8 protein-coding genes are annotated in these 13,023 nt (G+C 42.5%); 6 read left to right on the top strand and 2 right to left on the bottom strand.

What is annotated here, in order from left to right:
• The first annotated feature begins 8 nt into the window (after positions 1-8).
• The 5 genes from AB6735_RS16710 to AB6735_RS16690 all read left to right on the top strand — a co-directional run bounded on the left by AB6735_RS16710 (position 9) and on the right by AB6735_RS16690 (position 8,735).
• On the top strand, positions 9-1,508 hold the full coding sequence (locus AB6735_RS16710; protein WP_370996990.1) for a SusD/RagB family nutrient-binding outer membrane lipoprotein: 1,500 nt from the start codon (positions 9-11) through the stop codon (positions 1,506-1,508).
• 19 nt (positions 1,509-1,527) lie between these two features.
• Complete coding sequence (locus AB6735_RS16705) at positions 1,528-2,376, top strand: BT_3987 domain-containing protein (protein ID WP_370996989.1); 849 nt, start codon at positions 1,528-1,530, stop codon at positions 2,374-2,376.
• Between the two features lie 133 nt (positions 2,377-2,509).
• Entirely contained in the window at positions 2,510-3,463 is a 954-nt protein-coding gene (locus AB6735_RS16700; protein WP_370996988.1) for a carboxypeptidase-like regulatory domain-containing protein, read from the top strand.
• A gap of 506 nt (positions 3,464-3,969) precedes the next feature.
• Positions 3,970-7,290 (top strand): SusC/RagA family TonB-linked outer membrane protein, encoded by a 3,321-nt coding sequence (locus AB6735_RS16695; RefSeq protein ID WP_370996987.1) that lies wholly within the window; start codon positions 3,970-3,972, stop codon positions 7,288-7,290.
• A 5-nt stretch (positions 7,291-7,295) separates the two neighbouring features.
• Positions 7,296-8,735: a SusD/RagB family nutrient-binding outer membrane lipoprotein gene (locus AB6735_RS16690; protein WP_370996986.1), complete on the top strand. Its 1,440-nt coding sequence runs from the start codon at positions 7,296-7,298 to the stop codon at positions 8,733-8,735.
• 83 nt (positions 8,736-8,818) lie between these two features.
• Here the strand turns inward: AB6735_RS16690 and AB6735_RS16685 are convergent, their stop codons facing one another.
• Both AB6735_RS16685 and AB6735_RS16680 read right to left on the bottom strand, forming a co-directional pair.
• Positions 8,819-9,226, bottom strand: a complete 408-nt coding sequence (locus AB6735_RS16685; RefSeq protein WP_370996985.1) for a DoxX family protein — start codon at positions 9,224-9,226, stop codon at positions 8,819-8,821.
• A gap of 343 nt (positions 9,227-9,569) precedes the next feature.
• A complete protein-coding gene (locus AB6735_RS16680; RefSeq protein ID WP_370996984.1) occupies positions 9,570-10,526 on the bottom strand; it encodes an LD-carboxypeptidase in 957 nt (318 codons plus the stop codon).
• A gap of 409 nt (positions 10,527-10,935) precedes the next feature.
• Here AB6735_RS16680 and metG point away from each other — a divergent pair, with 409 nt between their 5' ends.
• Positions 10,936-13,008, top strand: a complete 2,073-nt coding sequence (gene metG, locus AB6735_RS16675) for a methionine--tRNA ligase (protein ID WP_370996983.1) — start codon at positions 10,936-10,938, stop codon at positions 13,006-13,008.
• Positions 13,009-13,023: the final 15 nt, after the last annotated feature.

Raw genomic sequence — 13,023 nt, 5'->3', positions numbered from 1 at the left:
ACAAAACGATGAAAAAGTATTTATCTATAATATTTGCAACGCTTGCTTTAGCGGGAAGCAGTTGCAAAAAGGATTACCTGGAATTATCAACTAACCCCAACCAGCCCGTAACAACAACACCCAACCTGGCATTATCAGGCGCTTTAAAGATCACTGCCGATATTACCAACAATGTTGGTCCGGGGGGAGGATCAGTAACGTCATACGTTAATTATGCCTGCTGGATGGGCTACCTGAGCTGGAGCACAAGCTATCAGCCTAATGTGGCCCTGTTATCATACCAGATAACCTCTGCCAATTATAATTACTGGACACCGCTATATTTGAATGTAGCCAATTATAATGCGTTAAAGGCTTCAACTACAAATCCGTACTTTCAGGCCATTGCTGATATCATGATCGCGTTTGATTTTCAGGCGATAGTTGATAACTATAATAATGCCCCATATACCGACGCTTTAAAAGGAACAGCAGTGCTGAATCCTAAATATGATAAAGGATCGGCTATATATGACGATTTGTTGAAACGTGTAGATGCGGCTATGGCATCTATCCAGGCTGCACAAAAATTAGCCGTGCCACCAGCCACTCCTGGTACTGCAGATATCATGTATAAGGGCGACATGACCAAATGGTTAAAATTTGCCAATACCCTTAAATTGCGTTTAGCCATACGCCAAAGTAATATTGCATCAAAAACGGTAGCTCTTAAAGCAGCTGTAGCGGCAACACAAAGCATCGGTTATATTGACGCTACCATGCCAGGTAACGTAAACCCTGGTTACCTGAATAGCGATGCCTTCAACGGTCAGCAAAGCCCGCTTTGGAGAAACTACGGGACAACGCAAAATGGTGGAGCGCAAGGCAACAAAAACCAATATCAGGCTAATAGTTACGGTGCTACCGTGCTTACGTCAAATAGCGATGTTCGCGGCTTTGTAGTTTATACAACAACATCAGGCGCCATCAGCGCAACTGCTTTGGGTATAACACAGCCACCAGTGGTTGCCCCAAGTAAAGTTGGAACAGGCTTGTTGAAATCTGCTACCATGGATGCGGTGATCATGTCGGGCTCTGAAGCTCTATTTTTACAGGCCGAAGGTGTTAAAAGCGGATATATTACCAGTGGCAGCGCCGAAGCATTATACAATGCCGGTGTCAATGCTTCATATGCCGAATTGGGTTTAACCACTGAGCAGGCAGCTACTTATCTTGCAGCTAATCCATATCCTACAGGTGAAGATGCAACAGATGCTAAACAGGAACAGGCTATCATTACCGAAAAATGGAAAGCCCTGGCTATTTATGGCGCATTTGAGGCATTTAACGAATTCCGCAGAACCGGTTACCCTAATAATATCCCGCTTTCTGTTTACCCGGGAGCTAATCCTCCAAACCAGGTTACACGCGTTCCTTATCCTGCTATTGAGTATCAAACCAACGCGGCTAACGCAGGAGCAGAAGGCAATATATCGGTATTTACCTCTAAAATATTTTGGGCTAAATAACACTTAAACGAAAAGAAAAATGAAAACGAAATTATATATTAAAACAGCTTTTGTCGCGCTGGTGTCTATGGCGGGGTTAAGCTCGTGCCTGAAGGATAACCAGCATTATGTGGATTTTGCAAGCGCAAAACCGCTGGTAGAATTACCGGCCGCTACGGGAGTCGGAGCAAATGGCGGCTTATTTGAAGCAGTTGCTCTTGATATTTCTGATACCCCTATTCCTATTAATTTAATGGTTAACGTGGCTGCGCCTAAACCTTTATCGACACCCTTAACGGTGAAAATATCTGTTGATCAGGCTGCCTTAACTAAGTATAACGCGGATAATAGTACGAGTTATGTACTGTTGCCAGCTAATTATTACACCAGTACCCTTACAACAACAATTCCAGCTAATCAAAACTCGTCTAACATAGTTATCAATGTTAAATCAAGTTTAATATCACCCACCAATACAAGCTATGTGTTACCGTTAACAATTACGGATGGTGGCGGACAGCAGATCAGCAATTATAAAACGGTTTTGTTCAATGTTCAGGTTAAGAACAAATATGATGGTACTTATACCGCTTCTGGTTCAAGGATTCACCCAACTGCTGGTACTTTCACATTTAATTATGATGTAGCTATGGGAACAGCTGGCGCCACATCAGTTTCAGGAAGCGCTTTAGCCGATTTAAAAACGGATTTAAAGATTACTGTAAATCCGGATAATTCAGTTACATTATCAAGTGTTTCTCAACCATCAGTTGCCCTACAACCAGGAACTGTTAATAAATATGACCCGGCAACCAAAACGTTTACGCTAAATTACTATTACAATTCAGCGGCTCCTCGTTTGATTTCCGAAACGCTGGTAAAAAAGTAACTAATAAAAAAAGCGATTAATATAAGGTGCTTCAGTTATTGAAGCACCTTTTGTATTTATTAAGTGAGGATTAAAGCTAATTGAAAAAAAATACATAACTTTTAAGGCACTATATCACATTCTATTGCTACCAATGAAAAAAATAATTCTTATAGCGTTAACTGTATTATGTAAAATAAGTTTCGCTCAAACCATTGCCGTAAACGGAACGGTAACCGACCAAGCAGGTAAACCAGTTGCTTTTGCATTTGTAAGTGATTCTCAGCATCCCTATGCCACTTATTCAGATCAGAGTGGGGCGTTCAGCTTACAGGCCGACCCTGCCTCTAACCTCATTGTAACCGCCAATTTTCATAATGAGGCGCGGGTTAAGCTGGATAACCCCTCCAATGTTAAAGTGGTGATGACTGCCGGGGAAGCCCCCAAACAAGATGTAACAACCAAAACAACCGTGGCCAACTTTTTTAAACCCGATGAAAACCTGGTTGATCATAACGTGTCTATTAACCGGATAGGCACCGGACAGGAAGGCCTGCACGGCAGCCGCTTTTTGTTTAATGATTGGGTACATGGTTTTGCCGTAACTCCACAGGATTCGCTTAAACAAAGCGATGTTTATTTATTTAACTATGATAAAGTAGGAGGTAACCTCATATTTACCCGTAATAAAACCACCGCCATGCTGGTGGTAAAGCAGGAAATAAAGGGTTTTACCTTGTTTGACGAAAATGCAGTGCCTTATGTTTTTGAGGATGTGCCCGCTATAAATGCCAAACGCTACGTGGAGGTATTATCTGCCGGAAAAAAATACAAAATATACAAAGACCTGGGCACAACTTTTATAAAAGCCAATTTTGTAACCAACGGTATTACCTCAAGCGGTAATAACTATGATGAATACAAGGACGAAAGTGTTTATTACGTTGTAAAGCAGGGAGGGCAACCTCAAAAGACCGAGCTTAAAACCAAAGCTTTAAAATTGGTATTTGCTGATGACGCTGATAAATTAAAAAAGTTCCTGTCAGATAATGAAGGGGAGATTGACGATAATTACCTGAAAGCGCTGGGTGATTATTTGAACCAGTAATAGTTATTAAGACAAAAGAGGCCGGCTTATCATAATAAGCCGGCCTCTTTTGTTTATTAAACAATTGCTCATTGCTCCCGCGAGATTAGCGTAGCGTATCTCGTGGGTTGCATGGTTAAAGCCTCCGGCTTTAGTTAAGCTGAAAGCTGAACCTACGTTTACCAGGGGCTGGAAGCCCCGAGGTAGAGGAGCCCTCCAACCAATTACAAACCTGCAAATACAACACTCGTCACATGGCCGGTAAAACATCACCTGAGTGTCCATTTTACACAAAATACAACAAGGGAGTTGTGCCCAAAAAACAGCCGCAATAAAATATATATTAGGTAGACATTATAGGTGATATATGCAATAAATAAGGATTGATAATTTGGAAAAATAATCGGCTTTCTCTAATATTTTATGTAATATAGGCCCGGCGTTGTGTTATAATCCCGCAAAATATATTATAATACAACCCAAAAATTCACTTAGTTCTAACTATTAATTGATCTTATTCACAAAAAATGAAAAAACTTCTACTAGTAAGTTTGTGTTTCCTGTTGTCAATTACACAAACATTTGCACAAAATCGTGCAGTTACCGGTACGGTTACAGGCCTGGAAGACGGCCTGCCTATCCCGGGAGTAACCGTCAAGGTGAAAGGAACTACAACCGGTACCCAAACCGGCGTCAACGGAAAATACACGTTAAGTGTTCCGGAGGGTTCAACACTAATCATTAGCTTTATTGGCTATGCAACACAAGAGGTACAGGTAAGGGGCCCTGTTGTAAACGTACGGCTTGCTATGTCAAGCAAGCAGCTTGGCGAAGTTGTTGTAACCGGCGCGTTAGGCTTAAACAGAACCCGTAACCAACAGGCTTATGCGGCCCAGCAGGTTGGCGGTGATGAGGTGAGCAAACAGCGTGGCTCAAACTTTGTAAGCGGCCTATCGGGCAAGGTTGCCGGTTTAGAGATCAGGCAAAACAATGCCTTAGGTGGTTCAACCAATGTGGTTTTACGGGGTACAAAATCATTGTTAGGCGGAAACCAGGCATTATTTGTTGTTGATGGGGTGCCTATGAACAATGGCGGCCCCGGTGCAGGTAATGCCGGTACCAACAATGCCGGCGCCAATACCGGAGCTAACACCGGTAATGTTGAACAAGGCAGGGGCGGTTATGATTACGGCTCGCCAATTGCCAATATTAATCCGGATGATATCGAATCAGTTACTGTACTTAAAGGTGCGGCGGCCAGCGCTTTATATGGTTCTATCGGTGCCAACGGTGTAATCATGATCACTACTAAAAAGCCAAATAAGGGTTTAGGTATTTCCTTTAATAGCAGTTTTGGTATAGGTAGTGTCGATAAGAAAACATTACCAACCTATCAGCACGAATATGGTGCAGGTTATGGTCCAATTTATAATAAAAAAGATGGTATTGACCCAAGCGGCTATTTCCTGACACAAGATGTTAACGGCGATGGAACCATTGACCTGGCTTCTCCAATGCATGAAGATGCCTCTTATGGCCACAGGTTTGATCCTAATTTATTGGTTTATCAATGGGATTCTTTTGTTCCTACTTCTCCAAATTTTGGAAAAGCAACTCCATGGGTTGCGGCCGCAAATGATCCGCTTAAGTTCTTCAAAACCCAGGTGAGCAACAATCAAAGCTTATTTATAACCAATGGTACCGATAACGGAAGCTTTAAATTAGGCTATACCCGTAATAACCAAACCGGTGTTTTGCCAAACAGTAATATACTGAACAATAGCCTTGATTTTGCAAGTACTTACAAAATAAACAGCAAGTTAACCGCGAGCGCAAGTATTAACTACACAAGGACCGATGGTCTCGGGCGTTATGGCAGTGGTTACCAGGCTGAGAATGTTGTGCGCAACTTTAGACAATGGTGGCAGATGAATACGGATATTCTGGCGCAAAAAGATGCCTATTTTGCATCTGGTGGAAAAGATATAACCTGGAACTGGAAAAGCCCAACCAACCTGGTTCCTAATTTCCAGGATAACCCATACTGGACCCGTTATAAAAACTTCGAAGCTGACAGGCTTAACCGTTATTTTGGTAATGTGAGTTTGAATTATAAGGTTAACGACTGGTTAAATTTAATGGGCCGTATAACAGTTGATAATTATTCAACGCTACAGGAAGAAAGACGTGCCTTTGGTTCGCAGGGCGTATCTGGTTATACCAGAAGAAATATCAATTTCAACGAAACCAATTTAGACTTCCTGGCAACGGTTGACAAAAATATTAATCCTGACTTGAATTTTAAAGGTTTGGCGGGTGTTAACGTCCGTAAAAACCGTTTTGAGTTAATTTCAGCAACTACCAATGGAGGTTTGATCATCCCGGACGTTTATGCTTTGGCAAACTCTAAAAACGCGCCGGCTGCCCCAATTGAAAATGATATCAGGTACGAGGTAGACGGCTTATTTGCCGATGCAACTTTTACTTATAAAAAGATGCTGGTTTTAGACGGAACAATACGTCGTGATGTCACTTCCACTTTACCATCATACAGTAACAAGTTTTATTATCCATCAATTAACCTGGGCTTTACCTTTTCAGAATTACTTAAACAATACAGTTGGTTATCATATGGTAAAGTAAGGGTTAACTATGCCGAAGTAGGCAATGGCGGCCAGGCTCAAAATACCAAAAACTTCTATGCATTTGGAACACCATTTGGTTCAAACCCACAATCGTCTATCGGAACAACACAAAATAATGCATCCTTAAAACCGGAACGTTCAAAGGCAAAAGAAGCTGGTTTAGAGATGCAGTTTTTTAACAGCCGTTTAGGTTTTGATTTCACTTACTATGATAATAAAACGGTTGACGGATTATTGCCTGTTGCTATATCAACAGCTACAGGATATAACGCTACCTACATCAACTCAGGTACTTTACGCAACAAGGGTATCGAGGTTTCACTGAACGGTACTCCGGTAAGCAGTAAACTGGTAACCTGGAAAATTGGTGTTAACTTTAGCAAGAACAACAATACAGTTGTGGAGCTGTATACTGATCCTACAGGTCAGCAATCAACAAATTTGTTGCTATCTCCGTTCCAGGGTGGCGTATCATTGAATGCTACATTGGGTCATGCTTATGGTGATATTCGCGGTACCGCTTATACTGACATTAACGGAAAGCCATACACCAAAAAAGATGGCGGCCGTGTAGTTGATCAAACTGGTGACAATGCCGGATATTACAAGCAATCACCAAGTAATAGCACTATAGGTAATGTTAACCCCGACTGGATAGGTGGTATTACCAACTCTGTGCGTGTGCAAAACTTTACTTTAAGCTTCCTGATCGATATTCGTAAAGGTGGTGATGTATTCTCGTTAGATACCTATTATGGTATGGATACAGGTTTATATCCTGAAACTGTTGGCAACAATGACCTGGGTAACCCCTCAAGAAACTCATTGGCTACCGGTGGCGGTGTAATTATACAGGGTATTACTCCAGCCGGAGTAAAAAACGCGATCAGGGTACGTAATGACGCTACCGGTTTATATGGTTATGAGCATAACCCGGCAGCTGGTTTTGTTTATGATGCAGGCTATGTTAAACTGCGCGAAGCGTCATTGAACTACTCGTTCCCTCAAAGCCTTACATCTAAATGGGGCCCGATTAAAGGTGTAGATCTTGCTGTAAGCGGCAGGAACTTATGGATCATCCACAAAAATGTTCCATATTCTGACCCTGAAGAAACTTTAGGTGCCGGTAACCTGCAGGGTTATCAGAGTGGTGCTTTCCCAACAATAAGAACGTTTATCTTGAACTTAAAAGTAAGATTTTAACCAATATGAAAAAATATATATGGGCACTGCTTCCGCTGGTTATGCTGGGAGCGTGCAAAAAGGATTTTGAAAACCTGAATACCAACCCTAAGCTTTTCCCTACTGTACCTGCCCCAACATTGATTACGCAGGCCGAGCGGGTGCTTTCAAATGCGCTTACATCAGCAAACGTAAATAATAACGTTTTTAGGTTGGTAGAACAACAATGGCAGGAAACCACTTATAACGACGAAAGTCTTTATAACTTTGATACCCGTAACATCAACAGAGCTATGTGGAATAGCTTATTCAGGGATGTAGCAAACAATTTAAAGTTAGCTAAAGACATTATCCCTGGCGACCCGACTATAGTGGGCGATGTTGCAAAAAAGAATGATATCGCTATCGCGGATATATTACAGGTTTATACCTTTTATTACCTGGTTACCACTTATGGTGATGTTCCGTATACACAGGCATTTGATCCTAAAAACAACTTCCCTAAATATGATGACGCGGCAACAGTTTATAAAGATCTGTTAAAACGTTTAGATGCCGATATTGCTGCATTAAGTGGTACAACCAGTTTGGGCAGTGCTGACATTATTTACGGTGGTGATGTAGCTAAATGGAAAAAATTTGGTAACTCATTTAAATTAAAAATGGGTATGACCATTGCTGATTATGACGCAGCTTTGGCCAGCACAACCGTTAAGGCAGCATTTGCGGCTGGTGTTTTCACAGATAATGCAGATAATGCTACATTGGTATACCAGGCTGCTACACCAAATACCAATCCGATATGGGTTGACCTTGTTCAAAGCGGCAGGAATGATTTTGTGGCCAATGCTACATTAGTTAACCAGTTAAATAACAGTAATGGGATCCTTGACCCTCGTGCAGCAGTATTTTTTACCCTTTATAAGGCAAAACCGACTGATCCAGGAATATATTTAGGCGCTGATCCAGGTGTAAAAGCAAACTACGAAAGCTTTTCGCATGTAGGTCCTACGATAACAACAACTACAGCCCCCGGTTTATTACTTGACAACGCTGAAGTTCAGTTTTATTTGGCCGAAGCAAAGGAAAAAGGGTTACTAACAGACGGAGATGCCGCTGCCATTTATTATGCAAGAGGCGTCCAGCAATCATTTGCTTATTGGAAAGCTGGAGATGCATCTGCTTATTTAGCTCTTAATCCGTATAGCCTTAACAACCTGGCTATTCAAAAATGGGTTGCCAATTATAACAGGGGCTGGGATGCGTGGATTGAAACCAGGAGATTAGATTTTCCGGTACTTCATAAACCAGCAACTGGAGCTTTCTCTGATTTTCCGGTTCGTTTCAAATATCCGGTTGATGAGTCTAGTGTAAACCCTGCTAATTACAAAGCTGCATCTGCGGCCATTGGCGGCGATGTGGTAACAACCAGGCTGTTTTTTGATAAAAATGTTATGCCTAAATAGTTAACCATAACGTTTAAATAATAAAAAAGGGGTTTGCCATTATGGCAAATCCCTTTTTTATTGCAGATTAAAATCAAAACGACTTATTTTTTATCCACACTGTATTTGCCCGGGCCAACAAATAATAAACCCGCAAATATCAGCGCATCTTCTATAGCATGAATAGCGCCCTTAAATCCTTCACCCTCGCCTAAATGAGTGGCTGCGGCTACAATAAGCGTCAGTATCATCAGTATACATACCGGGCGGAAGGCAAAGCCAATCAGGATGAGGAAGCCGCCAAAAGCCTCTGTGGCCGCGGCCAGAAATCCCCACACTACCGGCCAAAAATGTACGCCGATGTATCTGGTAGAATGGCCAAGGTCTTTCCAGCCGTTTACGCCGCCCATCAGCATGGGGTATCCGTATGTAATAAAAGTGATGCCCAGGCCCAAACGGATGATCAGCAGGCCGAAGTTTTTGTAATTGCTTAAATTGCTCAGTATAGCCATAAATTATAGGGGTGTTTTATTTAATATAATTGAATTTTGATTTAATATATAAAATTCTTTTCGGGAAGGAAATGATATATATCAAGAGAGGCCTTTACGCCATTAAAAGCCGGCACCGTGCGATTCCTTCCCTCGGAAAGGGGGAGGAAGGGATTTCATCGCTTGATAATTCTGTTGCTCGTATAAACCCCTCCTGCCTTAGCACTCATGCCATCCGCACCCCTCCTGTGGGCAGGGAATGGAAGAAATAATATCGAATAATGAATCTTAAATATCGAACATGGATCTCCATTCATCATTCGATATTAGGAATTCTGTGGTCGATATTAAAAAGTTTGTTCGCTTAGCGTCCAACAAATTTTAAGCTTACCTCCTGCCCCTGCACGGATAGCCGCGCCTTTTTGCCAAAAATTAAACTGCAATTATCGGGGATGTGCCCGGCTGGGAAATCAAAACATACGGGATAATCATACTCCTGTACAATGTCCATCACAATTTCGGGTACGGTTTGCCCAAAGGGGATATCGTTATCTTTCATGTCGGTAAATCCGCCAACTATGAGGCCCGCAAGCTGGGCAAGCTTGCCTGCCCGTTTCAGGTTGCGCAGCATACGGTCAACCGAGTAAAGATATTCGCCAACATCTTCTATAAATAATATTTTACCGCTATAGTCGATGTCAGACACCGAGCCGGATACGGTTACCAGTAGGGATAAATTACCGCCTACCAATATTCCTTTGCCCTGGCCGCCTCGGTTTAAGGCATGGGCATGGTATTGATAACTTAAGGCTTCGCCAAACAGGGCCATGCGCAATGTATCCAAGGAATGCGTGGAAGCATCCGGGATATTAACCGGCATTTGGCCATGTATGGTTTGAGCCCAATAATTGGCAAACAGATGGGTATGCAGCACGGTAATATCACTAAAGCCGATGAGCCATTTGGGGTTTTGTGCAAAACGGCTAAAATCAACCTTGTCAATCATCCTGATGGTGCCATAACCGCCCCGCGCCGCTATAATGGCTTTAATGCTGTCATCATCAATAAAACGTTGCAGATCCTGCGCTCTCAGATCGTCATCGCCGGCAAACTGGTGGTAGGAGGCTGTTACGGTATCGCCCAAAACCACTTCAAGTCCCCATGATTGTAACAGGGTCACCGCGTCGGTCATGGGCTTGGGCAGTTTTTTAGCCGGACAGGTGATCGCTATCTTATCGCCCTTTTTTAAGTAAGGAGGTAGGAGTCCGGAAGTTGGGAAGTCGGTAAGTCCGGAAGAAGCGGCGTCAGCAAGTTTATGCATAGACAATTATAATAAAAGTTTTGCTTTCGTTGCAGCGGCGCCTCACCTAAATCCTCTCCTTTTGGAGAGGATTTTATCCGACCTGTTTTAACCTGATGTAGTATTTGATAATCAATTTATGAATCTTTTTAAATCTTATAAATCCTGCCAGGAATTTGTTAAAAAGTGTTAAAATCAATGGTTTTGAATCAATTTTCAACAGTTTTTGAAAGGTTTTTGCTCCGATTATAACCCGAAAAGTGTTAAAATTAAGGTTTAAAAAGTTTTGGGTTGTTTGAATTTCACAATAAGGCTCATCAAGTAATCCTGAAAGTTTGATAAAAGATTTTAAGGCAAAGAAATCCGCAGCCCCGGACTTTCCGACTTAAATGAATTATCTTTGCCGCTTATTTACATTGCCGCATATTTCATGTCACAACTCAACAAATACAAACGATTCACTATAACATCTGCCCTGCCATATGCTAATGGTCCGCTACATATTGGTCACCTGGCCGGGGCGTATATCCCGGGCGATATTTTTGTACGCCACCTGAGGCTCAAAAAAAAGGATGTAGTATACGTTTGCGGGTCTGACGAGCATGGCGCCGCCATAACCATCAAGGCTAAAAAGGAAGGCACTACGCCACAGGCTATTATAGATAAATATCACGAGCAGATAAAAGATAGCTTTGAGCAGTTTGGGATAGCTTTTGACATCTATCACCGCACCTCATCGCCCATACATCATGAACTGTCGCAGGAGTTTTTCCTGAACCTGTATGAGAAAGATGAGTTTATTGAAAAAATAAGCGAGCAGTATTATGATGAAGATTTTGACCAGTTTTTGGCCGACAGATATATTATTGGTACCTGCCCCAATTGCCATAATGAGAATGCCTACGGCGATCAGTGCGAAAAGTGCGGTACGTCTCTAAGTCCAACCGACCTGATCAACCCGGTATCAACACTGAGCGGAAAACCGCCGGTTTTGAAACCAACCAAACACTGGTACCTGCCGCTGGATAAATATCAGCCCTGGCTGGAGCAATGGATTGATACCAAAGAAGGGAGCTGGAAGGTAAATGTTTTTGGGCAATGCAAATCATGGCTTAAACAAGGGCTGCAACCACGTTCCATGACCCGCGACCTGGACTGGGGCATCGACGTTCCGCTGGCAGATGCCAAAGGCAAAAAACTATATGTTTGGATGGACGCGCCTATCGGCTATATATCTGCCACCAAACAATGGGCTATTGATAACAACAAAGACTGGAAATTATACTGGAAAAAGCAAGCCGACGAGCAGGATAACTCTTGTTTGATCCATTTTATAGGGAAGGATAATATCGTGTTCCACTGCATCACTTTCCCATCCATACTGCATGCACACGGCGAATATATTTTACCGCAGAATGTGCCTGCCAATGAGTTTCTGAACCTGGAGGGCGATAAGCTTTCCACCTCGCGCAATCATGCCGTTTGGCTGCACGAATACCTGGAAGAGCTACCCAACAAACAGGACGAATTGCGTTATGTGCTAACCTCTATACTGCCTGAAACCAGCGACAGCGAATTTACCTGGAAAGATTACCAGGCCCGGATCAACAACGAACTGGTAGCTATATTAGGCAACTTTGTGAACCGGGTGATGATATTAATGCACAAGTTTTATGAGGGCAAAATAGAGGGTGAAACTGACCGTATTGAACTAACTGACCAGGCGCTGAACACTGAATTAGGTGATTATTATGATGAAATAGAAAAGAACCTGGAGGCTTACCGTTATCGGCAGGCCCTGCAGGCGGTAATGGATATAGCCCGCCTGGGTAACCGTTACCTGACCGAAAAAGAGCCCTGGAAAACCATTAAAACTGATCCGGATGGAGCTAAACAGGCCTTGCACAATTGCCTGCTGCTGATAGGGCATTTAGCAACTTGTGCACAGCCATTTTTGCCTGCAACGGCTAAAAAGATCATCGGTATGCTGAACTGGCCCAATGAGGTGATCCATTATGACCAGGAGATCTATTTTAACAATGGGCACCAGTTAAACCCGCCGGCACTGTTATTTGAAAAAATAGAGGATGAGGTGATAACGTATCAATTGGAAAAGCTACAGACTAAAAAGACTGCAGCAGAGCCACCAAAGTCAATAGATGTGCAACCGGCTAAAGAAAGTATCAATTACGAAACGTTTGCCACTTTGGATATCCGTACAGGTACTATTCTGGCGGCCGAAAAAATAGCTAAAACTAAGAAACTACTCAAGCTGACCATTGATACAGGTATTGACGTACGCACAGTAGTTTCTGGCATTGCAGAATACTATGAACCAGAAGCTATTATCGGTCAAAAGGTGAGCATACTGGTAAACCTGGAGCCCCGTGAAATAAAAGGTATTTTTTCGCAGGGAATGATCCTGATGGCCGAAGACAGTACAGGCAAGCTTAGCTTTGTAACCCCTGTAGATGATTTTCATAACGGAGCAGTTATCAGGTAATTAGATATGCGGATG

Origin of the sequence: Mucilaginibacter sp. RCC_168 (assembly GCF_041355315.1) — a bacterium.
GTDB lineage: Bacteria > Bacteroidota > Bacteroidia > Sphingobacteriales > Sphingobacteriaceae > Mucilaginibacter.
This window is presented reverse-complemented; position numbering and strand designations above follow the sequence as displayed.

What these genes read in the sequence shown, in the direction of transcription:
- AB6735_RS16690 (WP_370996986.1), top strand. Translation starts at nt 7,296, where the DNA reads ATGAAAAAATATATATGGGCACTGCTTCCGCTGGTTATGCTGGGAGCG.
- AB6735_RS16685 (WP_370996985.1), bottom strand. Translation starts at nt 9,226, where the DNA reads ATGGCTATACTGAGCAATTTAAGCAATTACAAAAACTTCGGCCTGCTG.
- AB6735_RS16710 (WP_370996990.1), top strand. Translation starts at nt 9, where the DNA reads ATGAAAAAGTATTTATCTATAATATTTGCAACGCTTGCTTTAGCGGGA.
- AB6735_RS16680 (WP_370996984.1), bottom strand. Translation starts at nt 10,526, where the DNA reads ATGCATAAACTTGCTGACGCCGCTTCTTCCGGACTTACCGACTTCCCA.
- AB6735_RS16695 (WP_370996987.1), top strand. Translation starts at nt 3,970, where the DNA reads ATGAAAAAACTTCTACTAGTAAGTTTGTGTTTCCTGTTGTCAATTACA.
- AB6735_RS16700 (WP_370996988.1), top strand. Translation starts at nt 2,510, where the DNA reads ATGAAAAAAATAATTCTTATAGCGTTAACTGTATTATGTAAAATAAGT.
- metG (WP_370996983.1), top strand. Translation starts at nt 10,936, where the DNA reads ATGTCACAACTCAACAAATACAAACGATTCACTATAACATCTGCCCTG.
- AB6735_RS16705 (WP_370996989.1), top strand. Translation starts at nt 1,528, where the DNA reads ATGAAAACGAAATTATATATTAAAACAGCTTTTGTCGCGCTGGTGTCT.